The organism is Dactylosporangium sp. NPDC005555, assembly GCF_040605635.1.
Taxonomy (GTDB): Bacteria; Actinomycetota; Actinomycetes; order Mycobacteriales; family Micromonosporaceae; genus Dactylosporangium.
The window spans coordinates 116,305-137,135 of sequence record NZ_JBEXDG010000007.1; the positions used below are offsets into that span (position 1 = coordinate 116,305).

General features: G+C 72.9%; 20 protein-coding genes and 1 pseudogene. 10 read left to right on the forward strand and 11 right to left on the reverse strand.

Annotation, left to right across the window (positions count from 1 at the left end; all coding sequences use genetic code 11):
* Window positions 1-10 precede the first annotated feature (10 nt).
* Window positions 11-1,183, reverse strand: a complete 1,173-nt coding sequence (locus ABZS58_RS10690; protein WP_354779879.1) for an acyl-CoA dehydrogenase family protein — start codon at window positions 1,181-1,183, stop codon at window positions 11-13.
* A gap of 47 nt (window positions 1,184-1,230) precedes the next feature.
* Here ABZS58_RS10690 and ABZS58_RS10695 point away from each other — a divergent pair, with 47 nt between their 5' ends.
* Window positions 1,231-1,995, forward strand: a complete 765-nt coding sequence (locus tag ABZS58_RS10695) for an alpha/beta fold hydrolase (RefSeq protein ID WP_354779881.1) — start codon at window positions 1,231-1,233, stop codon at window positions 1,993-1,995.
* Here the strand turns inward: ABZS58_RS10695 and ABZS58_RS10700 are convergent.
* Genes ABZS58_RS10700 through ABZS58_RS10710 form a run of 3 tightly spaced genes read right to left on the reverse strand, consistent with a single transcriptional unit; the run spans window position 1,973 to window position 4,730 of the window.
* Complete coding sequence (locus ABZS58_RS10700) at window positions 1,973-3,151, reverse strand: acyl-CoA dehydrogenase family protein (protein WP_354779883.1); 1,179 nt, start codon at window positions 3,149-3,151, stop codon at window positions 1,973-1,975. The genes ABZS58_RS10695 and ABZS58_RS10700 overlap by 23 nt on opposite strands.
* On the reverse strand, window positions 3,151-3,942 hold the full coding sequence (locus tag ABZS58_RS10705) for an SDR family oxidoreductase (protein ID WP_354779885.1): 792 nt from the start codon (window positions 3,940-3,942) through the stop codon (window positions 3,151-3,153). The genes ABZS58_RS10700 and ABZS58_RS10705 overlap by 1 nt, the downstream gene beginning before the upstream one ends.
* Entirely contained in the window at window positions 3,939-4,730 is a 792-nt protein-coding gene (locus ABZS58_RS10710; RefSeq protein WP_354779887.1) for an SDR family oxidoreductase, read from the reverse strand. Before ABZS58_RS10710 ends, ABZS58_RS10705 begins: the two co-directional genes overlap by 4 nt.
* Before the next feature lie 259 nt (window positions 4,731-4,989).
* Here ABZS58_RS10710 and ABZS58_RS10715 point away from each other — a divergent pair, with 259 nt between their 5' ends.
* The 3 genes from ABZS58_RS10715 (at window position 4,990) to ABZS58_RS10725 (ending at window position 8,037) form a co-directional block, all read left to right on the forward strand.
* The gene (locus tag ABZS58_RS10715) at window positions 4,990-5,979 is read left to right on the forward strand and encodes a nucleotide disphospho-sugar-binding domain-containing protein (RefSeq protein WP_354779889.1); all 990 of its coding nucleotides are present in this window, start codon (window positions 4,990-4,992) and stop codon (window positions 5,977-5,979) included.
* A gap of 159 nt (window positions 5,980-6,138) precedes the next feature.
* Entirely contained in the window at window positions 6,139-7,356 is a 1,218-nt protein-coding gene (locus ABZS58_RS10720) for a S41 family peptidase (RefSeq protein ID WP_354779891.1), read from the forward strand.
* A gap of 81 nt (window positions 7,357-7,437) precedes the next feature.
* Complete coding sequence (locus ABZS58_RS10725) at window positions 7,438-8,037, forward strand: hypothetical protein (RefSeq protein WP_354779893.1); 600 nt, start codon at window positions 7,438-7,440, stop codon at window positions 8,035-8,037.
* A gap of 87 nt (window positions 8,038-8,124) precedes the next feature.
* On the opposite strand, the gene ABZS58_RS10730 is transcribed toward ABZS58_RS10725, so the two are convergent.
* Window positions 8,125-9,534 carry a S28 family serine protease gene (locus ABZS58_RS10730; RefSeq protein WP_354779895.1) on the reverse strand — a complete coding sequence of 470 codons (1,410 nt, stop codon included), beginning with the start codon at window positions 9,532-9,534 and terminating at the stop codon, window positions 8,125-8,127.
* 162 nt (window positions 9,535-9,696) lie between these two features.
* On the opposite strand from ABZS58_RS10730, the gene ABZS58_RS10735 reads away from it, so the two are divergent.
* On the forward strand, window positions 9,697-10,146 hold the full coding sequence (locus tag ABZS58_RS10735; RefSeq protein WP_354779897.1) for a hypothetical protein: 450 nt from the start codon (window positions 9,697-9,699) through the stop codon (window positions 10,144-10,146).
* On the opposite strand, the gene ABZS58_RS10740 is transcribed toward ABZS58_RS10735, so the two are convergent.
* Window positions 10,129-10,593, reverse strand: a complete 465-nt coding sequence (locus ABZS58_RS10740) for a hypothetical protein (RefSeq protein ID WP_354779899.1) — start codon at window positions 10,591-10,593, stop codon at window positions 10,129-10,131. The genes ABZS58_RS10735 and ABZS58_RS10740 overlap by 18 nt on opposite strands.
* Before the next feature lie 134 nt (window positions 10,594-10,727).
* On the opposite strand from ABZS58_RS10740, the gene ABZS58_RS10745 reads away from it, so the two are divergent.
* Window positions 10,728-12,128, forward strand: a complete 1,401-nt coding sequence (locus ABZS58_RS10745) for a DUF1996 domain-containing protein (RefSeq protein WP_354779901.1) — start codon at window positions 10,728-10,730, stop codon at window positions 12,126-12,128.
* 130 nt (window positions 12,129-12,258) lie between these two features.
* Here the strand turns inward: ABZS58_RS10745 and ABZS58_RS10750 are convergent, their stop codons facing one another.
* The 3 genes from ABZS58_RS10750 to ABZS58_RS10760 all read right to left on the reverse strand — a co-directional run bounded on the left by ABZS58_RS10750 (window position 12,259) and on the right by ABZS58_RS10760 (window position 16,106).
* Complete coding sequence (locus ABZS58_RS10750; RefSeq protein ID WP_354779903.1) at window positions 12,259-13,848, reverse strand: beta-1,3-glucanase family protein; 1,590 nt, start codon at window positions 13,846-13,848, stop codon at window positions 12,259-12,261.
* A 175-nt stretch (window positions 13,849-14,023) separates the two neighbouring features.
* A complete protein-coding gene (locus tag ABZS58_RS10755) occupies window positions 14,024-15,115 on the reverse strand; it encodes a GGDEF domain-containing protein (RefSeq protein WP_354779905.1) in 1,092 nt (363 codons plus the stop codon).
* A 172-nt stretch (window positions 15,116-15,287) separates the two neighbouring features.
* Window positions 15,288-16,106, reverse strand: a complete 819-nt coding sequence (locus ABZS58_RS10760; protein ID WP_354779907.1) for a PIG-L family deacetylase — start codon at window positions 16,104-16,106, stop codon at window positions 15,288-15,290.
* Between the two features lie 59 nt (window positions 16,107-16,165).
* On the opposite strand from ABZS58_RS10760, the gene ABZS58_RS10765 reads away from it, so the two are divergent.
* Together ABZS58_RS10765 and ABZS58_RS10770 are read left to right on the forward strand one after the other, a co-directional pair.
* Window positions 16,166-17,299, forward strand: a complete 1,134-nt coding sequence (locus ABZS58_RS10765) for a glycosyltransferase family 4 protein (protein ID WP_354779909.1) — start codon at window positions 16,166-16,168, stop codon at window positions 17,297-17,299.
* A 103-nt stretch (window positions 17,300-17,402) separates the two neighbouring features.
* Window positions 17,403-18,125, forward strand: a pseudogene (locus ABZS58_RS10770) (phosphatase PAP2 family protein); the annotation flags it as partial.
* A gap of 162 nt (window positions 18,126-18,287) precedes the next feature.
* Here ABZS58_RS10770 and ABZS58_RS10775 read toward each other — a convergent pair.
* Both ABZS58_RS10775 and ABZS58_RS10780 read right to left on the reverse strand, forming a co-directional pair.
* On the reverse strand, window positions 18,288-19,328 hold the full coding sequence (locus ABZS58_RS10775) for a lysylphosphatidylglycerol synthase transmembrane domain-containing protein (protein ID WP_354779911.1): 1,041 nt from the start codon (window positions 19,326-19,328) through the stop codon (window positions 18,288-18,290).
* Window positions 19,329-19,438: 110 nt separating this feature from the next.
* The gene (locus ABZS58_RS10780) at window positions 19,439-20,260 is read right to left on the reverse strand and encodes a TIGR02452 family protein (RefSeq protein ID WP_354779913.1); all 822 of its coding nucleotides are present in this window, start codon (window positions 20,258-20,260) and stop codon (window positions 19,439-19,441) included.
* 70 nt (window positions 20,261-20,330) lie between these two features.
* Here ABZS58_RS10780 and ABZS58_RS10785 point away from each other — a divergent pair, with 70 nt between their 5' ends.
* The gene (locus ABZS58_RS10785; protein ID WP_354779915.1) at window positions 20,331-20,582 is read left to right on the forward strand and encodes a DUF6343 family protein; all 252 of its coding nucleotides are present in this window, start codon (window positions 20,331-20,333) and stop codon (window positions 20,580-20,582) included.
* A 36-nt stretch (window positions 20,583-20,618) separates the two neighbouring features.
* Window positions 20,619-20,744: a hypothetical protein gene (locus ABZS58_RS10790; RefSeq protein ID WP_354779917.1), complete on the forward strand. Its 126-nt coding sequence runs from the start codon at window positions 20,619-20,621 to the stop codon at window positions 20,742-20,744.
* The last annotated feature ends 87 nt before the right edge of the window (window positions 20,745-20,831 follow it).

Sequence of the window (20,831 nt, forward strand, 5' to 3'; positions counted from 1 at the left end):
TCCGGTCCGGTCATGCCAGGTGCCCGCCGATCTGGGTGTAGCCGCGCAGCAGGTCCCGCGCGATGATCATGCGTTGCATCTCGTCGGTGCCCTCGAAGATGCGCAGGAGGCGCACGGAGCGGTACCAGCGCTCGATCGGCAGTTCGCGCGTGTACCCCATGCCGCCGTGGATCTGCATGACCCGGTCGACGATCGCGTTGACCATGTTCGCGCCGTACAACTTGGCCATCGACGACGTGTGGCGCGGGTCGAGTCCCTGGTCGACGGTCCACGCCGCGCGCAGCACGAGCCAGCGGGCGGCCTCCAGCTCGACCTCGGAGTCCGCGATCATCCACTGGATGGCCTGGTTCTGCCCGATCGGGCGGCCGAAGGTGTGGCGGGTGTTGGCGTGCTCGATCGCCATGCGCAGCGCGCGTTCCGCGATGCCGAGCGCGTGCGACGGGATGATGTAGCGGCCCTTGCCGATCCAGCGCATCGCGAGGTCGAAGCCCTGGCCGATCTCGCCGAGGACGTTGCGGGCGGGCACGCGGACGTCGTCGAAGATCAGCGACGCGGGGCCGCCCTCGCCCATGGTCGCGATGGGCTCCGAGCGCCAGCCCATCGCCCGGTCGACGAGGAACGCGGTCGCGCCGCCCTTGCGGACGTCCTTGTCCCGGTCGGTGACGGCGATGACGATCGTGAAGTCGGCGTCGTTGCCGTTGGTGATGAACGTCTTCTCGCCGCTCAGGATCCAGTCGTCGCCGTCGCGGCGGGCGCCGAAGGAGATGTTCGCGGCGTCGGAGCCGGCGCCCGGTTCGGTGATCGCGAAGCAGGAGATCCGCTCGCCCTCGACGGTGGGCACGAGGTACTCGCGGCGCTGCTCGTCGTCGGCGAAGTAGAGGATGTTGTCGGCCTCGCCGCCGAAGCGGAACGGCACGAACGAGCGGCCGACCTCGGTCCACACGAGGGACTGCAGGACCGCGGGGAGGTCCATGCCGCCGTACTCCCCTGGGGTGGACAGGCCCCAGAAGCCGAACTGTCTCGCCTTGAGCTGGAGCTCGCGCAGCTCGCTGCGGTCCAGGCCGGGCCGGTGCTCGCGCTCGCGGCGCAGCACCTCCTGCTCGAGGGGCTCGACCTCCTTGTGGATGAAGGTCCGGGCGGTGTCCCGGATCGCCTTCTCCTCGTCACTGAGCGAGAAATCCATCTCGATCCTCTCCTATTTGCACTTCGAGTGCACTAATCTTCGCCGACATGGACCAGTTCACTTCGTTCGACGGTGCCGGGATCGCCTACCAGGTCTGGGGCGAGCCGTCCCACCTGCCGCCGGTCGTGCTGCACCACGGGTTCGTCGTCGACGCCACCACCAACTTCGTCGCCCCCGGTGTCGTCGACGCGCTCGTCGCGGCGGGCCGGCGGGTCGTCGCCCCGGACGCGCGCGGGCACGGCGCCTCGGACAAGCCGCACGACGCGGCGCGGTACGGCGAGCTGGCGATGGCCCGCGACCTCGGCCGCCTGCTCGACAAGCTCGACCTGTCCACTGTGGACCTGGTCGGGTACTCGATGGGCGCGGTGGTGTCCGCCATCTTCGCCGCCGGCGACCCGCGGGTGCGCCGCCTCGTGCTGTCGGGGGTCGGCGCCGGGGTCGCCGAGCTCGGCGGGCTCGACACCCGGGTCATGCCGCCGGCGGAGCTCGCCGCGGTGCTGCTCACGTCGTCGCCGGCGGCGATCGAGGCGTCGCCGGCTGCGGCGTTCCGGCTGCTCGCCGACGCGGTCGGCGCGGACCGGGCCGCCCTGGCCGCGCAGGTGCACGCGGCGCACCGCTCGCCGATCGCGCTGGACCGGATCACCGCGCCGACGCTCGTCCTGGTGGGGCAGGACGACGTCCTGGCGGCCCGGCCGGAGGTGCTCGCCGCCGCCATCCCTGGGGCGAGGTGGCGGGTGGTGAGCGGCGACCACCTGACCGCGCTGCGCTCCCCCGCGTACGCGCCGGCGCTCATCGAGTTCCTGCGGGGGTGAACCGGCGCAGCTCACGCCGGGCGAGGGACCGCCGGTGCACCTCGTCGGGGCCGTCGGCGATGCGGATCGTGCGGGCCCTCGACCACAGCCCGGCCAGAGGCGTGTCCTGGCTGACGCCGGCGGCCCCGTGCGCCTGGATCGCCTTGTCGACGATCCATTCCACTGTGGACGGCACCGCGATCTTGATCGCCTGGATCTCGGTGTGGGCGCCCTGGTTGCCGGCGGTGTCCATCAGCCACGCGGTTTTGAGGACGAGCAGCCGCGCCTGCTCGATCCGCACCCGGGACTCGGCGATCCAGTCCTGGACGACGCCCTGCTCGGCGAGGGGACGGCCGAACGCCACCCGGTCGGTGACCCGCCGGCACATGAGCTCCAGCGCGCGTTCGGCCATGCCGATGAGCCGCATGCAGTGGTGGATGCGGCCCGGGCCGAGCCGGGCCTGGGCGATCGCGAACCCGTCGCCCTCCCCGCCGATGAGGTTGCCGGCGGGGACACGCGCGCCGGCGAACTCGATCTCGGCGTGGCCGCCGTGGTCGCTGTCGTCGTAGCCGAAGGTGTGCAGGCCGCGCAGGACGGTGACGCCCGGGGTGTCGCGCGGCACGAGGATCATGCTCTGCTGCCGGTGCCGGGGCGCGCCGGGGTCGGTCCGACCCATCACGACGAGGATCTCGCAGTGCGGGCTCATGGCGCCGGTGGCGAACCATTTGCGGCCGCTGATGACGTACTGGTCGCCGTCGCGCTCGATGCGGGTGGCGATGTTGGTGGCGTCGGACGACGCGACGTCGGGCTCGGTCATCGCGAACGCGCTGCGGATCCTCGCCTCCAGCAGGGGCCGCAGCCATCGGTCGCGTTGTTCCGGTGTACCGAACGCGGCCAGGAGCTCCATGTTGCCGGTGTCGGGGGCGGCGCAGTTGAGGGCGGCGGGCGCGAGGGACGGGCTGCGTCCCATGATCTCGGCGAGGGGCGCGTACTGCAGGTTCGTCAGCCCCGGGCCGTGCCCGCCGGTCAGGAACAGGTTCCACAGTCCCAGGTCCCGGGCCGTCTGCCGCAGCACGTCAAGGTCCGGCGCCTGCTCCGCGGGGTACACGTGCCCGGACATGAAGGCGAGGAGGCGTTCGCGGTACGCCTCGGTCACCGCGTCGAATCGGAAGTCCATCACAGCCGTCCCTGGTCGATCTTCCGCTGGAGCCGATTCATGCCGTTGAGCCACCGGTCGGGGTCCTCGGCGCGGCGGGAGTAGTACGTGGCGACCTCGGGATGCGGCAGGATCAGGAACCGGTCGCCGGCGAGCCCTTCCACGACGTGGTCCGCGACCCGCTCGGGGGTGAGGGCGGTGCGGTCGAGCAGGCCCCGGCTGGGTCCTTCGCCGCGGGCGAGCATCGGTGTCTGGACCCCTTGCGGGCACAGCGCCTGCACGACGATGCCGCGGTGGGCGTACGTGCAGCGCAGCCACTCCGCGTAGGCGAATGCGGCGTGCTTGGTCACCGCGTACGGCGCCTTGCCCAGCAGCGTGAGCATGCCGGCGGCGGAGACGGTGGCGAGCAGCCGGCCCTGACCTTTGGCGAGCCAGCGCGGCAGGAGGGCCCGGGACGCGTAGACGTGCGCCATGACGTTGACCTGCCACGCCTGCTGCCACGCGGTGTCGGGGGCGGTCGCGTCACCCCCGGGCGCGACACCGGCGTTGGCGCAGAACAGGTCCAGGGCGCCGAGCTTGTCCCAGGCGAAGTCGACGAGCCGGTCGACCTCGTCGGCGTCGGCGACGTCACCGGAGAACGCGAGGCCGTCGATCTCGTAGGCGACACGGCGGGCGGCGGCGGTGTCGAGGTCGTTGACGACCACCTGGGCGCCGAGCGCGGCGAACCGGCGGGCGAGGGCCGCGCCGATCCCGGAGCCGCCGCCGGTGATGACGACGGCGGCGCCGTTGAGCTCCAGTCCTCCGGGCATCATCCGGCCCTCCGGGCGAGCGTGACGCCGCCGTCGACGACGAGGGTCTGGCCGGTGATCCAGCTCGCCTCGTCGGAGGCGAGGAACGCGGCGGCGCCCGCCACGTCCTGCGGGACGCCGAGCCGGCGCATCGGATAGAGCGCGGCCACATCCTCCTCGCGGCCCTCGTACAGGGCGGCGGCGAAGCGGGTCTTCACGACGGCCGGGGCGACCGCGTTGACCCGGACGGCCGGCGCGAGCTCGACGGCCAGGCACGACGTGAGGTGGTTGAGGGCGGCCTTGGTGACGCCGTAGAAGGCGATGCCGGCCGGCGGGTGGATCGCCGACACCGACGACACGTTGACGACCGCGCCGCCCCGGTCCGGCGGTCCGCGGAAGATCTCCTGCACCCAGCCGAGGGCGCTGAGCACGTTCACCTCGAAGATCTTGCGGGCGGCGTCGAGGTCGAGCTCCAGCAGCGAGCCGTACACGGGGTTGATGCCGGTGTTGTTGACCAGGATGTCCGGCGGGCCGAACAGGTCCGCGACCCGGCGGACGGCGTCGGCACGGTGCTCCGGGTCGTCGGCGCGACCGGCGACGGCGACGGCGTTGACCGGCCCGCCGAGGGCGGCGACCGCCTCGTCCAGGGCGTCGGGCTTGCGGGCGGTGACGCACACCTTCGCGCCCTCCTCGACGAACCGCCGGGCGATGCCGAAGCCGATGCCCCGGCTCGCCCCGGTCACCACGGCGACGCGACCGGCCAGCCTGCCTTCCTGGTTCGCGGCTCTTCCGCTGCGCTCCAGACCACTCATGCCGCCGGCTCCGCTTCGCTCCACCGTCTGCCTGAGCCAAAACTGCCATGCCGATTCGCGGCTCTTCCGCTGCGCTCCAGACCACTCATGCCGCCGGCTCCGCTTCGCTCCACCGTCGGCCTGAGCCAAAACTGCCATGCCGATTCGCGGCTCTTCCGCTGCGCTCCAGACCACTCATGCCACTCCTTACAATCCGGCGGAGTATATGCACTTGGAGTGTATGTTTTTCGGCGCGGCCGTCAACTGGCAAGGTGGGCTGGTGCGCGTGCTCTTCGCCGGCCTCGGCTCCGCCGGCCACATCTATCCCCTCGTCCCCTTGGCGATCGCCTGCCGCGACGCCGGGCACGAGGTGCACTTCGCCGCCGGCGAGGCCGTGCACCCCGCGCTGGACGCGCACGGGCTGCGCCCGTTCCGGCCCGCCGACGCCTTCTACGAGATCTACGCCGAGGACCTCGCGCCCGAGCTCGACCGGCTGCGCCCCGACCTCGTCGTGCACGGCTGGGGCGTGCCCGGGGCGGCCGCCGCGGCGTACCGTGCCGGCATCCCCGGACTGTGGCACGGCTTCGGCCGGCTGTTCCCAGACGGCATCGGCCTGCGGATCCCGACTCGCGTCGACGAGGCGCCCGGCCGCCCGCACCTCGACATCTGCCCGCCCTCGTTGCAGGACAAGGACTTCCTCGCGACAGCCGACCGGATCGTGTTGCGGCCGCAGATGTACGCCCAGCCCGCACCGGCCTTCGCCCGCCCTCCGGGCACCCTGGCGTATCTGACCCTGGGGACCGCGTTCGGCACCGCGGAGCTGCTCGCCACCGCGGTCCAGGGGCTGACCCGGCTCGGCCTCACCGTGGTCGTCGCCGCGGGCCGGGTGCCCCCGCAGGAACTCGGCTCGATGCCCGCCGGCGTCACCGTGCAGGCGTGGGTGGACCAGGCCACGGTCCTGCCGCACGCGGATGTCGTGGTGCACCACGGCGGCAGCGGCACGACGCTGGGTGCGCTCGCTTCGGGCGTACCGCAGCTGCTGCTGCCACAGGGTGCCGACCAGCACGCCAACGCGGACGCTGTCACCGCCTGCGGCGCGGGGCTGCGGCTGGCGCCGGGCGAGGTGACCGCCGCCGCGGTGACCGACGAGGTCCTCACACTGCTGTCCGGGCGGGGCGGCCATCGCGACGCGGCGCGGGTGCTCGCCGAGGAGATCGCCCGGATGCCGTCGCCCACCGAGGTCGCCGGTCGGCTTCCAGATTTTGTCTGACCTCTGTGCGATACTCGCTCTGGTTTTCTTTCAGGGGAGGTGACGCCGTGGCCCGCATCCATGACCGCCCGGGTGTCACCTCGCGCCGCTGACCGTTCGCGGCGTCGCTCACACCTGGGCCTGTTCGGACCAGTGATCTGAGTGCGAAAGGGACCACCCATGCATCAGCTGCTGCACGACATTCTCGACCTCGTCCGCAAGCACTACATCTTCCCGGCCGTCGCCGCCGAGGTCGCGACGGCGATCGAGCGCCGGACCGCCGCCGGCGAGTTCGACGACCTCGGCAACCCGGACGACGCCCGCACCCCCGACGGCTTCGGCGGCTTCGGCACCCCTGACGGCCTCGGCAACCCCGGCAACGCCAGCAACGCCGACGACCCCGGCAACGCCGACAGCCCCGACCGCCCCGACAACCTCGACCGCTTCTACAACACCGGCAACCCCGGCGGCTTCTACAACGCCAGCAACGCCGACAGCCCCGACGGCCCCGGCAACGCCGGCAACGCCGACAGCCCCGGCAACACCGACGGCATCGGCGACCTCGGCGGCTTCGACGTCGAGGGTTTCGCGGCGCGGGTCACCGCCGTGTTCCACGAGGTCAGTGGCGACAGGCACCTGCGGTTGCTCGTCCGCTCCCCCGACCACCGCACCGCGACCACACCCGAGGAGGCCGAGGCCGCCTGGCTGGAGGCGCAGCGGCTCGGCAACCACCACATCGCCGCCGTCCGGCGTCTCGACGGCAACGTCGGCTACATCGACCTGCGCGGCGTGGCGTCTCCCGGCACCGGCGGCCCCGCCGTCACCGCGGCGATGCTGCTCGTCGCCCACACCGGCGCCCTCATCTTCGACCTGCGCCGGAACAAGGGCGGCGACCCCGACGGCGTCCAGCTGTGGCACAGCTACCTGTTCCCCGACTCCGACACCCACCTCAACGACATCTACGACGGCCGCACCGGCACGACCCGGCAGTTCTGGACCCTCGCGTATGTGCCGGGCCCGCGTTACCTGGACCGTCCGGTGTACGTGCTGACCAGCGACTTCACGTTCTCCGCCGGCGAGGAGTTCGCCTACAACCTCCAGGCGCTGCGCCGGGCCACCCTCGTCGGCGAGGTGACCCGCGGCGGCGCCCACCCGACCGACCGTTTCCCCGTCTCGCCGGCCCTGGAGGTCGCGGTGCCGATCGCCCGCTCGATCAACCCGGTCACCGGCACCAACTGGGAAGGCACCGGCGTCACCCCCGACGTCACCGTCCCAGCCGGTGACGCGCTGCGGGTCGCGCACCGCTCGGCCCTCGAACACGTCCTGACCACCCCGACGTCACACGCCGTGCTCGCCGAGGCCCGGGAGGCCCTCGCAGATTTCTCATCGAACTCTTAGTCACGCGGACCGGCCCTCTTAGGTGCGGGGCAGATGCTGGCGGCGTCGGCCACGACATCGCCCCGCACTGGAGGACCTCTGATGAGCGACACGAAGCCATTGCCCGACGATCCGGACCGGCCCGCCGCCGACCCGACCCGGGACGACCCGACGGTGCGTACCCCGGCCCACGACACCGCGGCGCACAGCGGCCCGGCACAGGACGATCCGGCGCACAGTGGCCCGGCGCAGGGCGACCCGGCGCACGGCAGCCCCGGTGAGCCGGTGTGGGCCGCGCCGCCTCCGCCGTCGGCGGGCCCGGCCGCAACGATCCCGGCGGCGCACGCCGCACCGCCGCCGCCGGCGGGCGGGATCCGGGCGGCCGGTGGCCGCCTGCGGGAGTCCCGGGTCCGGGTCCCGCTGCTCGTCGGCGCCGCCGGCCTGGTGCTGGGCTGCTGCCTCGGCGCGGGCGTGGTCGCCGTCGGGGCCGCGGTGGTCGGCGACGGCCACCGCGGCGACGACCGTGGCCGGATCACCCGCGACGAACGCCCTGGCCGCAACGGCGGACCTGCAGCCCCCGGCCGCGACGGTGACCCTCGCCGGGTCCGCCCCGGCCAGGACGGCAACCGCGGCCCAGGACCGGTCCCCTCGCCCAGCGCCCCGGCCCCGACGACCGCCGCACCCACCCCCTCCGCGTCCTGAGACCCGCCCACGTGCGCCCCGCTCCCCGGCTGCCCCAGGGAGCGGGGCCTCGGCCCGTCCCGCGCACAGCGGGACGGGCTCGTGGGGCTACCGGAGGGCGAAGCGGCGGTCCAGGGCAGGGTCGCGGTCGTCGAGGGACGGGATGTAGGACGGGGCCGTGGTGAGGGACGCGGCGGCGGTGACGTCCGCCCAGCGCTGGACGGCGGACGTCGCGGTCGCGGCCTCCGCCGAGGTGAGCTTGGCGATGTTGGCGCCGTGGTTGGCGCCGGGTGCCGTGTACGACAGGGAGTCCCTCGTGCCAGGGCCGAGGCGGAAGGGTTCGGCGCCCCAGGGGTCGTTCTGGCCGTACACGAAGAGGAGGCGGCGGCCGAAGAGCTTCACCCACACGTCGACGTCGCCCATCGCGAGCGGCTGGAAGTGCGGGACGAGGTCGCGGGGGATGTAGGACTGCGCGCGGTCCTGGCCGCGGTAGTGCTGCAGGCCGGCGAGGTGCGGCAGCGAGACGTCCGGGTAGCCGAGCTGGTAGGAGGCCTGGAAGTAGTACGGGATGTAGGGGCCGACACCCTGGTCGGTGTTGGAGTCGACGCCGTAGATCTCGTCGAGCCAGGCCCAGAGGTCGTCGCTGGACGCGGTCGTCGGTGGCACGCCGGCGCAGTCGCTCGCCAGGCTGTACTGCCAGAACGCCCATGTCGTGCCGTTGACCATGAACTCGAAGGCGCGGTCGGCGCTGCCGATGGTCGTGAACGTGCGGGCGTTCGCCGCGGCCCACGCCTCGTAGCGGGCGACGAGCTCGCCGCGGCGGCGCAGCGCCTCGACCTGGATCGCGTCGAGGGCGGCCCGGCACTGCGCGGTGCCGACCTTCGTGAAGAAGCGGTCGTACGCGGAGTCCTCGCTGTTGACGACGTCCTGCGGGGCGACGTAGGCGATCGTGCCGTCGACGTCGGACGGGTAGAAGCGGCGGTGGTAGATCGAGGTCATGCCGCCCTTGCTCGCGCCGGTCGACAGCCACTTCTTCGCGTAGATCGGTTTCAGCGCCGCGACGATGCGGTGGTGGTCGGTGGCGGCCTGCCAGATCGTGAGCTTCGACCAGTCCGCCGGGTCGGGCCGCGACGGGGTGAAGAAGCGCTGCTCGACGGAGAGCTGGTTGCCGTCCACGAGCCGGGTCGGCTCCGAGCGGAACGCGTACGTGGGCACGTTGTAGCCGGTGGTGTGCAGCACCGTCGGCCGGTCGGTGCCCCGGTGCAGGATCGTGAACCGCTGCTGGAAGGTGCCGGCCCCGGGCCGCAGGTGGTCGACCGGTTGCGTAATGCTCAGGACGAAGAACCGGTAGGGCGCCGCGACCGGCTGCTCCTCGAGGACGGTCACGCCCGGGGCCGCCTCGAGCTGGTCGCGGATGTCCGCCCCGGCCGCCGCCGCGGCGGGGGCGCCGACGCCGGCGGCGCCGGCCAGACCGGCCAGGAGCGTCATCGACATCAGTGCACGCCTGAAGCGCGTCATACCGTGTCTCCTATCGACGATTTCGGATACGTCGATGTACGCTACCGACGGCCGGGCCCTCCCCTGCCCTCGTCATGGCCCTCGCCCTGTCGGGTTCCGGTCCCGCGCGCGCCCGTAGTTCTACGGATCCGGCGGCGGTGCGGCGGCTCCGATGATGGCGGCATGACCATCAGACACGCAGGAAACGTAAGGCGGCGCGTGGCGCTGCTGACCGGGATCGTGGCCGTCGCCGGGCTCCTCACCGGGTCGCCGGCGGCGGCGCAGATGGAGGTGACCTGCTCCGTGAACGCGGCCGGGACGCGGGTCTGCGCCGCACCCCTCGCGGCGCAGGGCCGCTATCCGCTGCACGAGATCTTCCACGCCGACGGCACGAAGGTCGGCGAGATCTTCGTGGCCCGCAGACCCGGGGCGTCGGTCTATGTCGAGCACTGGGTCATGTACCCCGGGTACGAGTACCCGGACAGGATCCGGCCCGCGGCGGTGCAGCGGTACGGCGGCGAGCAGGACTTCCTCGACCACGTGCCGTTCGGGCCCGGCTACCGCTACGTGCGGTGGGACGTCGTGGAGCGCGGCACGATCCCCGGCCGGAGCCGGTCAGATCTCGGTGGATGAGCGGTCGCGCAGGCCGTTGCGGGTGGCGACCGGGTTCCAGACGGCCAGGAAGCGGGCCTTGGCGTCGCTCGCCAGCCGCGACCGGCGCTGCGCCTCCCGGTAGTCGGCCTGGTAGTCGGCGCGGCCGCCGCCGTCGCAGCCGCCGTCCTGCACGGCCTGCCCCCACAGCACGAAGCCGCGGTCGGCGGCCAGGGAGTGCCGCAGTGCCTCGCTGAGCAGCGTGCGGACCTGTTCGCCCTCAGGCAGCGCGGACAGGTCGAACGCGGCGACGCTGTCCAGCTGCGACTGCCGCTCACCGCGAGGGTCGCCGAGCCGGGCAACGTCGCGGAGAGCGCTCCCTCGCCACGGGTGCCGCGGGCCGGTCGTACACGGGCGGAGGCGTGCACACGGTGCGGCCTGCGGGAAAACGGATTCTTGGAGAGCGCTCTCCCATTTGTCCGGATCCATTGACACGAATCGAGTTCGGGGTCCAGTGTGAAACGACAGAGAGCGCTCTCTGGCAAGATCACCGGCCCGCTGCCACGGGCCGGTGCCGGTCGGACCCCGCCCCCGGCCGTACCCGCAGAACCGGAGGACCCGTCATGTCCAACTACGCCCTCGCGGGCAGAACGCGGCTGCGCACCCTGGTGCTCGGCGCCGCGCTCACCGCGTTGGTCGGCACGTTCCTCACCGCCCAGGCACTGCAGACCGCCGACGCCGCCGAGACCCCGCTGTCGCAGGGCAGGCCGGTCACGGCGTCGTCGACCGAGAACGCCGGCACCCCGGCGACCGCCGCGGTCGACGGCAACCTCGGCACCAGGTGGTCGAGCGCGTTCAGCGACCCGCAATGGCTGCAGGTCGACCTGGGCTCGACCGCCGCGATCAACAAAGTGGTGATCATCTGGGAGACCGCCTACGCGAAGAACTTCACCATCCAGACGTCGGCCGACGGCACCTCGTGGACGACGATCAACACCACCGTCAACGGCACCGGTGGGACGCAGACCTTCAACGTGGCCGCCTCCGGGCGGTACGTGAAGTTGAACACCACGGCGCGTGCGACGCAGTACGGCGCGTCGCTGTGGGAGTTCCAGGTGTTCGGCACCGGCGGTGCCCAGCCGACCCCGACGACCAGCGCGCCGTCCGGCACCGGCTGGGTGAAGATGGACCAGGCGAAGTGGGCCGCGCAGCTCGCGCAGTTCAACGCGCTGCCCATGCACCCGGCGCCGGCCAACGCCGTGCGGGTCTCGGAGTTCAACGCGGCGTGCACCTACAGCCACTCGTTCAAGGACGACCCGATCGTCTTCCCGGGGCTGCCGGGCGCGTCGCACATGCACAGCTTCCTGGGCAACCGCGGTACCAACGCCAACACCACCACCGAGTCGCTGCTGGCCAATACGGCGTCGAGCTGCGGACCCGCGCTGGACCACTCGGCCTACTGGATCCCGACGCTCTACCAGAACGGCGTGGCGATCGAGCCGCAGGGCGTGACCGTGTACTACGGCTCGCGCCTGCAGGACCCGACCGCGACGGTGCCGTTCCCGCAGGGCTTCCGGATGATCGCCGGGGACGCCAAGCGGCAGGTGGCGACACCGTCCGGCGCACCCGGTCAGTTCTGGTGCGCGGGCCCGGGTGGGGAGATCGGCCGCAGCGCCGACGGCAACTGGCCGGTCTGCGCGCAGACCGCCAACCTCACCTTCCAGCTGACCTTCCAGGACTGCTGGGACGGTGTGAACCTGGACAGCCCAGACCACAAGTCGCACGTGTCGACCAACCTGGTCAACGGCAAGTGCGGCGGGGCGTTCCCGGTCGCGATCCCCAACATCTCGTTCGTCATCGACTACAACACGCACGGCAGCGCGGCGGGCTACACCCTCGCGTCCGGCATGGCGTCGTCGATGCACGGCGACAACTTCTTCGCCTGGGACAACGTGGCCCTCGGCCAGCGGGTGAAGGACTGCATCGTGCAGAAGGCCAAGTGCAACACGGCCGGCACGTTCTGACGTTCCACCGGTAGACGGCGTGGTCTCGGCTGGCGGGCCGGGACCGCGCCGACCCCCGGGGGTGGGCCCCGGGCCCCACGCACACCTGAGGCGGCCGCGAAACGACCGCCTCAGGCACGTTCCGGGAGCGTCAGCCGCGACGCCACTTCTGGTTGCTGCTGCCGGTGCAGGTCCACTGGATGAGCTTGGCCCCGTCGTTGGCGTTGAACGACTGGATGTCCAGGCACTTGCCCGACTGCAGGTTCACGATGTCACCGGCGCCGTTGAGCGTGAAGCGCTGCGCCCCGCTGCCGTTGCACGTCCAGATCTGGATCTTCGCGTCGTTGGCGAGGGAACCGGCCGCGACGTCCATGCACTTGCCGCCGGCCTGGATCGCGTCGCCGCTGAAGGTCCAGTTCTGCGCGCCGGTGCCGTTGCAGTTCCACATCTGCAGTTGGTTGCCGTCGGTGAAGTTCGACGACGGCACGTCGACGCACTTGCTGTTCATGTTGCTGATGATGCGGTTGCCGGTCGGCGGCGGGTTGCTCCCGCCACTGAACGGGGTCAGCACGATCCCGGCGGCGCGGGGGTCGCCGTCGTGCACGAGCGACTCGAAGGCGCCCACGTCGTCGAAGGGGAAGGCGTACGCCTTGCCGTCGGCCATGTTCGCGTGAATGATCTTGGCGTACTGGTTGGTCGGGTTGTTCTTGTAGAAGTCCGCCGCGTTGGTGCTCGGCTGGGTGTCGATCGTGCCGAGCGTGCCACGGTTGAGGGCGGCGCACAGGGTACGGGAGATGGGCCCGACGACCTGGTCGTTGGGTGCGGCGAGCCGGCCGGCGCAGCCCCACACGTCGGCGCTGGCGGGCCGCTGGAACGACGCGACCTGCTGCCCGGCGCTGTTGGTGAAGTTCATGGTCGTGCCGGACGTGCGGCCGAAGTACTTCGTGTTCGGCTGGTCGCCGAACGGCACGACCGTGAGGGTCTTGCTCGCGTACGCGCCCCAGGCGCTGTTGATGTACGAGTCGAGGTATGTCGCGCTCAACCCGCCCGCCTCGGCGGCCTTGCCCGGCGCGAGGACGCGCAGGACGGTGCCGTCGCCGCGGGTGTACACCGAGCCGCCCCAGCCCGGCTGCGCCTTGATGCCGTTGATCACCGCGTCGCGGCCGTTGGCGACGAGGTCGCCGGTCCGCTTCGTGGCGCCGGCGGCGCCGGTGACGGTCACGGCGTGCGGGACGGCGAACATGTCGACCTGCGAGCTGTTGAGCCACAGGCCGGCGTCGTTGTAGGTGAACTCGCTCCAGTCGAACAGGATGTCGCGGTTGGAGTCCCCACCCGCCCACGGCGCGGGCTGGACCAGGCCGTCCGGGGTGAGGAAGAAGTTGATCCGGGCACCGAGGGAGAAGTAGACCCGGCCGGACAGCCCGCGCGGGATCTGGATGGTCTTCGTGCCGCCGTTGCCGGGGCCGGCGATCGACACGTCGGGCGCCGGGGTGGGCGGCTGCCCGCCGGCCGGCCAGTTGTTGAACGTGCCGGCGCCGTTGACGTAGCCGAGCCGGCCGGTGGCCAGGTTGACGCCGAGCACGTAGAGGTACACGGCGTCGCCGCGACCGGTGGAGTTGGTGACGGTCATGGGCAGCAGGCTCGGCCCGATCGCCTGCGCGGCGGTGCCGCCGACGAGCGCGGCCGGCAGGGCCAGCAGGAGGGTTGCGGCCGCGCGTAGCAGCCTGGACATGGTGCGCAAAGGTGGCTCCTCAGTTCCGCTGGACAGCCCGGCGTGCTCCCCGGTGGCGGCCGGGCAGGACTGTCGCGACGTTGTGTGGTCCGCCGCGCGCTCTGTAAAGACTCTTTGCTGAGAGCGCTCTCACAGCATCGGGTCGGGATCGGGGCGTGTCAATAGGACGGAACTGGACGGGTGGCTACCTGTTCGGGACTCCGGCCCGGCGGCGCGGGGCGGTCTCGACGGTGGAGACCCTGTCCCGGCCGCGGACCTTCGCGTCGTACAGGGCGCGGTCGGCCGCGGCGAGCAGCGCGTCCGGCTCCGTGACCGCCGACCGGGTCGACGCCAGGCCGATGCTCAGCGTCGGCAGCCCGTCGGGCAGGTCCGTGATGCCGGCCACGGCGGCCCGCGCCGCCACCGCGATCCGTTGCGCTTCCGCCACGTCACCCCGCACGAGCACGGCGAACTCGTCCCCACCGAGCCGGGCCGCCCTCGCCCACCCCGGCCCGGTGTCCCGCAGCGCCGACGCCACCTGGACCAGGACGGCGTCGCCGGTCGCGTGGCCCCACGTGTCGTTGATCGTCTTGAAATGGTCGACGTCGATGATGAGCAGGCAGTACTCCGTCCCGGTCAGCCGGGCGGCGTCGAGCGCGGCGGTGAGGTCCCGGTCGAACGCCCGCCGGTTGGGCAGCCCGGTCAGCGGGTCGCTCAGCGCCTGCTGCTCCAGCATCGCCACCAGGGCGTCGGCCCGGCCGCGCAGCTTCGTCACCACGACGGTGAGCAGGCAGTACGCGGCCACCAGCGCCGCGATGTCGGGCAGCCCGACCCTGACCGGCTGCAGCGTGAACGTCGTCGCCGCGTCGGTCAGGCTCGCCGCCACCAGCAGCGCGTAGGCGACGTCCTGCCGCAGGAACGTCGCAGCGTAGAGCAGCGGCCACAGGTAGTAGAGGTGCGCGCTGACGCTCACGTCCTCGGTGGCGAGGTTCAGCCCGCCGACGATCAGCACGCCGAGCACCGGCACGACCACCCAGAACGGCTCCGGCACCCGGTCCGGCACCAGCCGGCAGCACACCCCGGCGCCGATCATCGCGACCGCGGTCACCAGGGTCGAGACGATGCCCGCGGTGCTCCCGGCGAACCCCGGGATCAGCACCGCGCAGGTCCCGACGACCGCACCCCCGACCATGAGGAAGTACGCGACGGCGCGCGTCGCGGCCACCCTGTCCCGGGCGAGGATCATCGACCGGCGCAGCGACCCCACCCCGCACCGATCGGCATCCGGGCCGCGCATCTGAGCACAACGTGACGATCAGGGGGTGTGCCTGCCCCCTGAACCGCCGGAAGACCACCTACAATTCCCCAGCGGTTCGCTGATCGTTGGTTGCGGCATCAGCGGCCCGTGTCCACGCACCATACGGCGCGATCGACGATCGGGGGCGCATTTGCCTGCTCGGGGAAACGGCTCACCGGTCGTCCCGCAGACCGGCGAACACGTCGTCGACCAGGGGACGGGCCGGTGTCCGGCCGTGCTGGACGAACCATTCGCGCCCCATCAGCACCCGGAACAACGGCCGTGGCAGCTTCTGCAGGATCGCCAGCGTCCGCCGTCCCGTGTCGGCGCCGGCCTGACTCGCGTGCGCGGCCATCGCCGCCCGCTTGGCACCGGCGAAGCGGCGCACGTCGACACGGTGGGTGATGCGCTCCGGGTCGGCGAACGCTCCGGCGAACCGGGCCGGGTGGAAGTCCGCCGGGACGCCCGGCAGCCAGTGCACGGCCCGCAGCGCCCGCTGCAGCAGCCGCCGGTCGACGGTGGCCTCCAGCACGACCGGCGTCCCCGCGAGCTCCGCCGCGAGGGTCCCGACCCGGTGCACCTGCACGTGGTCGGGGTGGCCGTAGCCGCCGGCCGGGTCGTAGACGGTGAGCACGTCGGCGCGCTCCTGCTCCAGCAGCGCGGCGAGCCGCTGCGCCGCCTCCCGCACGTCCGCGTCGGCGAACGAGCCGTCGGCCCCCGAGCGGGCGTCCGCCATCCCCGAGTCCTCGTAGCCGAGGCACTCGACCCGGGCGCAGCCGAGAGCCGCCGCGGAGGCGTCCAGCTCGGCCAAGCGCCGCCGGGCCAGGGGTCCCTCCGCCAGCACCGCCGAGGACGCCAGCCCGGCCCCACCGGCGGTGGCGACGACCAGGACGACACGGTGCCCCTCGGCGGCCGCCCGGGCCAGGGTCCCCGCGGTCAGCAACGCCTCGTCGTCCGGATGCGCATGAAACGACACCATCGTGTACGGCACCGGCCAATGCTCCCACCTCACCCCGGGCACCGGCCGTCACCACCTCGGAGCCGAAGTTCATGAGAATCGCGCACATCACCGACTTCTACCTCCCCCGCCTCGGCGGGATCGAGATGCACGTGCACGACCTGGCCGTCCGGCAGCAGGCGGCCGGTCACGACGTCGAGATCGTCACCACCACCCCCGACGGCCCCACCGGCGCCACCCGCCCCTCCCCGGACGGTGAGCCGCGGGTGCACCGGCTGTCGGAGCGGCTCTGGCTGCCCGCCGAGGTGCGCCCCACCGTCCTGCGGGCGGGCAGGTCGCTGCTGCTGTCCGGCCGGTACGACGTGCTGCACGTGCACGCCGGGCCGGCCTCGCCGCTCGCCTACGCCGCCGCGTCGCTCGCCGACCGGGTCCCGACCGTGGTGACGATCCACTCGCTGCTGTCGCACCTGGAGCACGCGTTCCGCGCGCTGGACACCGTCTCCGGCTGGTCCGCCTGGCCGGCCGTGTGGACGGCGGTCAGCGACGTCGCGGCCGCGCCCCTGCGCCGGCTCGTCTGGCCCGCCGAGGTGCACGTGCTGCCCAACGGCATCGACGCCGACCGGTGGCGGGTCGACCCGCACCCCACCGACCCCCGCGGCGTGCTCGTCGTCGCCGTCATGCGCCTCGCCGCCCGCAAGCGGCCGCTGCAGCTGCTGCGGATGCTGCGCCGGGCCCGGCTGTCGCTGCCGGCGGCGGCCGGCCTGCGGGTGGTCATCGCCGGCGACGGCCCGCGCCGCCCGGCGATGGAGCGCTACCTGCGCAGACACGGGATGACCGGATGGGTGAGCCTGCCCGGTAGGCTGTCCCGGTCACAGATCAGGTCGCTGTTCGCGCAGGGTGACCTGTTCGTCGCGCCGGCCATCCTGGAGTCCTTCGGGATCGCGGCGCTGGAGGCGCGGTGCGCTGGGCTTCCCGTGGTCGCGCGGGCCGAGGGCGGGATCGGTCAGCTCATCACCGATGGCAGGGAGGGTGTCTTGGTCGACAGCGACGCCGCGATGGCCGACGCGATCGCCGCGCTCGCCACAGATCCGGACCGGCGCGGCCGCATCGCCGCGCACAACCTGGCCACGGCGCCGCCGGTCGCGTGGCCGGACGTCCTGGCGAAGACCACCGGGCTGTATGAGCTCGCCGCGGCACACCGGGCACCGATCGGCGCCCGCGCGTGACCCTGCGCCCGCTCACGCCGCCGCCACCTCCGCTGCGCTCCGGCACGCCGCCGCCGCCGCCTCCGCTGCGCTCCAGCGTCGGCCTGAGCCAGAACCTGCGCCCATGGTGAGCGTTCCTCCGCTGCGCTCCGGCACGCTCACGGACCGTCCCGCCACGATCCCCGCCACCAAGCGCCGCCGGCCCAACGTGCTCGGCGAGCTGCTGATCGTGGTGCTGCTCGTCAAGGTGTACGACCTGATCCGCTCCCTGGCCGCGGTGCGGGAGGCGCCCGCGCACCGGCACGGGGCCGAGGTGCTGTCGATCGAGCGGCTGCTGCACCTGGACTGGGAGCTGGCCGCCAACCGGTGGCTGACCGACCATCCGCCGTTGGCCCTGGCCGCGGTGTACTGGTACCAGTTCGCCCACATCGGCGTGTCCCTGGCGGTCCTGGTCTGGTGCTACATCGCCGGGCCGGAGCTCTACCGGCCGATGCGCAACGCCCTGGTCATCACCAACGTGACCGGGATGACCGTCTTCTACCTGCTGCCGGTGATGCCGCCGAGGCTGATGCCGGGCGGCGGCTACGTCGACACGATCGCCGCCGCCGGGTTCAGCCTCGACCACGGCGGCCAGGTGCCCGCCGACCAGTACGCGGCGATGCCGTCGCTGCACCTCGCCTGGGCGGTGTGGACCGCGTGCGTCGCCGCGGCGCTCCTGGCGGGGCGGCGCGGGCGGGCGCTGTGCTACGTGTACCCCTCGATCACCGCGGTCGTCGTGGTCGTCACCGCCAACCACTGGGTCCTCGACGTCGTCGCCGGGGTCGTGGTCGGCCTCGCCGCGGTCGCGCTCGCCCCGGCCCTGCCACCACTGCCGGCCCGCTTCACCACCCTGCCGTGGCGGCGGGCCGCCGACGACATGGCGCCGCCGCGGGACCGCACCGTGCCGTGGCGGCGCGGGCCGGGCGGCGCGGCACCGCCGCACGAGCGCGTCGTGGCGTGGCGGCGCGGGTCAGATGATGCGGCGGCGCAGGAGGACCGCCAGGACGAACGCGCTGGGCAGGAGCGGCACCCACACGGTGATCAGCCGATACCCCACCACCGCACCGAGCGCGACAGCGGACGAGACGCCGATCGCGGTGAGTCCGGCCAGCATGGCGACGTCGAGCGCGCCGATGCCACCGGGTGACGGCACGAACGCCGACAGCGTCGACACGACGAGGTAGAGCACGACGGCGGTCCCGACCGTCACCGCCACGCCCAGGCTGTGCAGGACCGCGTAGAGGATGACGGCGTGCAGCAGCGGCGTGGAGAACGACCCGAGCCACAGCGCCGCCGCCCGGTACGGGTCGCGCAGCACCCCCCACAGCCGGCGCAGCTCCTCACCGACCCGCCGGCCCGCCGCGACGACCCGGCCCGCCATCCTGCGGCGCCACGCGGGACGCGCGGCGGCGACCAGGCCCGCGGTCAGCAGCAGGGCACAGACCGCGAGCAGGACCCAGCCCGCCGGCTCCGCGGCCCGCGCCGCCGACTCGCGCCACGACCCCGGCACCTGGATGCCGCGGGCCAGCGACGGGCTGACGGCGACGGCCACGACGAGCAGCAGCGTGTGCGTGACCATGCCGACGAGCGTGTTCAGCCCGACGGAGCCGACCGCGGCGCCCGGCCCGAGACCGTGCTTGCGCAGGAACCGGATGTTGATCCCCATCCCGCCCGAACCGGCGGGCAGGACGTGGTTGGCGAACGACGCCGCCACCTGGACCGCCAGGAGCCTGCCGACCGGCGGGCGCAGCGACATCGAGCCGATCTGCGTGATGGTCCCGGCGATCCAGATCGACGCGGTGCCGAGCGCGGCGACGACCAGCCAGGCACTGTCGGCCCTGGCCAGCCCGGCGGCGCCCGCGCTGACCGCCGACCAGTGCGTCACGGCCAGCACGACAACCGTGACCGCGACGGCGATCGCGAGGAACATCCGGGGCAGCGAGGAGCCCAGGACGGCGGTCCTGTCCACCGTGGGCCCGGCCTCCTCGCGGGTGGCCTCGTTCACGCTCATTTCCGCTCCTACCACTCGTGCGCCCGTCGGAACATACCTGACGGGGGCCGGAGCGGATATCAGCATCGATCCACTCAATTCCTGCATTGCGCCCAATCCGGGCGCTGATTCTACAGGCGGCCGGGAGCACTCCCGAACGCCTCGGTGAACGCCCCGCGGACCGGGGTGCCCTTCGCCCGGTCGTACACCGCGAAGGTCACCTGATCGAACGCGCCGACCTCGGCGAGCGCCACGGCGAACGCGCGGGCCACGTCGGCCGGCACGTTGCGGAACACCCCGCAGCCCCACCCGCCGAGGACCAGGGTGCGGTGCCCGTGCGCGGCGGCGACCGCGAGGACGCGGCGGGCCCGCCGGTGCAGCACCGCGGGGACGCCGACGGCGTCGTCCGGCTGGTTGCGCAGGATCATGCCGAGGTTCGGGGCGGCGGCCGTCAGGAACGTGGCGTGGTGCGCCGCGTCGAGCAGCCTGCCCTTGTCGTCGCGGAACACCGGTACACCCGGCGAGTAGACGATCCGGTCGCTGTACCGCAGATCGTGCTGCTCACGGTGGAACGCGTAGAAGTCCGGCGCCGCCCGCAGGCACGGGTAGAGGGCCGAGGCGCGGGCGAGGCTCTCCTCCTGCGCCTCGGCGCCGCCGAGGAAGCCGCCGCCGGGGTTCTTCGCCGACGCGAACACCAGGCACGCGACGTCGCCCTCCGCCGCCAGGCGCCGGGCCGCTTCGAGGGTCGACTCGGCGGTGACCTCGACGCGGGGCGCCGCGGGCGGGCCCACCGGCGGGGGCACGGTGTCGTCCGGCAGGAACAGCCTGGTCCCGGCGACGGCGGCGGTCACCGCGGGGCCGATGCGGACGAGGTCACCGGCCTGGTTGCGATACTCGCCGACGGTGGCGATCGCGACGGTCTGCCGGGCGATCTCCCGGAGCCGCCCGCTCACACCGTGCTCCTGTTTCGATCCCGGTTCGGCACGCGGTTACGGTACCGGCCGGGCCGGGTAGGTGAACGGTATGCCTCTGGACGCGCAGCCGCCCCGGCGGCGAGGGACCGTCGGGCACCCGTACAGCCCCCTCAACCTGCGCCTGGTCCTGGCCACGTTCGGCCTGGTGTCGTCGGTCGTCTTCGCGGTGCTGTTCTTCCGCGCCGGCCTGCCGCTGCCCGCGTGGGCGTTCGTGTTCCTCGCCGCCGTCGCCGTGGTCGACCTCGTCGTCGTGCAGCGCCGCCGCCACGCCCGGGGCGGGCACCACTCGCTGTTCGAGTAGCGGTTGGCGCATCGACGGCGTGGGCATCAACGGAGCATGCCGTGGATCGCTTGGGTGCTGGTCGGGGCCGTGTCGCTGCGGGCCGGGATCGGACTGCTGGTGCTGTGGGACCGCCGCACGTGTGCCGTGCGGCGGCCCTCGCGCGGCCGGGTGACCGTCTGACGCCTCGCCCACGTCCGGGCGACAGGTGCTATCGACCGGCGGTTATGCGACGCTGGCGGTTGGGTACCCTCATCCCGTCTTCGACAG

Bases quoted from the DNA above. Each gene is read 5' to 3' on its own strand.
- ABZS58_RS10690 (WP_354779879.1), bottom strand. From the start codon at position 1,183: ATGGATTTCTCGCTCAGTGACGAGGAGAAGGCGATCCGGGACACCGCC.
- ABZS58_RS10695 (WP_354779881.1), top strand. From the start codon at position 1,231: ATGGACCAGTTCACTTCGTTCGACGGTGCCGGGATCGCCTACCAGGTC.
- ABZS58_RS10700 (WP_354779883.1), bottom strand. From the start codon at position 3,151: ATGGACTTCCGATTCGACGCGGTGACCGAGGCGTACCGCGAACGCCTC.
- ABZS58_RS10705 (WP_354779885.1), bottom strand. From the start codon at position 3,942: ATGATGCCCGGAGGACTGGAGCTCAACGGCGCCGCCGTCGTCATCACC.
- ABZS58_RS10710 (WP_354779887.1), bottom strand. From the start codon at position 4,730: ATGAGTGGTCTGGAGCGCAGCGGAAGAGCCGCGAACCAGGAAGGCAGG.
- ABZS58_RS10720 (WP_354779891.1), top strand. From the start codon at position 6,139: ATGCATCAGCTGCTGCACGACATTCTCGACCTCGTCCGCAAGCACTAC.
- ABZS58_RS10725 (WP_354779893.1), top strand. From the start codon at position 7,438: ATGAGCGACACGAAGCCATTGCCCGACGATCCGGACCGGCCCGCCGCC.
- ABZS58_RS10730 (WP_354779895.1), bottom strand. From the start codon at position 9,534: ATGACGCGCTTCAGGCGTGCACTGATGTCGATGACGCTCCTGGCCGGT.
- ABZS58_RS10735 (WP_354779897.1), top strand. From the start codon at position 9,697: ATGACCATCAGACACGCAGGAAACGTAAGGCGGCGCGTGGCGCTGCTG.
- ABZS58_RS10740 (WP_354779899.1), bottom strand. From the start codon at position 10,593: ATGGATCCGGACAAATGGGAGAGCGCTCTCCAAGAATCCGTTTTCCCG.
- ABZS58_RS10745 (WP_354779901.1), top strand. From the start codon at position 10,728: ATGTCCAACTACGCCCTCGCGGGCAGAACGCGGCTGCGCACCCTGGTG.
- ABZS58_RS10755 (WP_354779905.1), bottom strand. From the start codon at position 15,115: ATGCGCGGCCCGGATGCCGATCGGTGCGGGGTGGGGTCGCTGCGCCGG.
- ABZS58_RS10765 (WP_354779909.1), top strand. From the start codon at position 16,166: ATGAGAATCGCGCACATCACCGACTTCTACCTCCCCCGCCTCGGCGGG.
- ABZS58_RS10775 (WP_354779911.1), bottom strand. From the start codon at position 19,328: ATGAGCGTGAACGAGGCCACCCGCGAGGAGGCCGGGCCCACGGTGGAC.
- ABZS58_RS10785 (WP_354779915.1), top strand. From the start codon at position 20,331: ATGCCTCTGGACGCGCAGCCGCCCCGGCGGCGAGGGACCGTCGGGCAC.
- ABZS58_RS10790 (WP_354779917.1), top strand. From the start codon at position 20,619: ATGCCGTGGATCGCTTGGGTGCTGGTCGGGGCCGTGTCGCTGCGGGCC.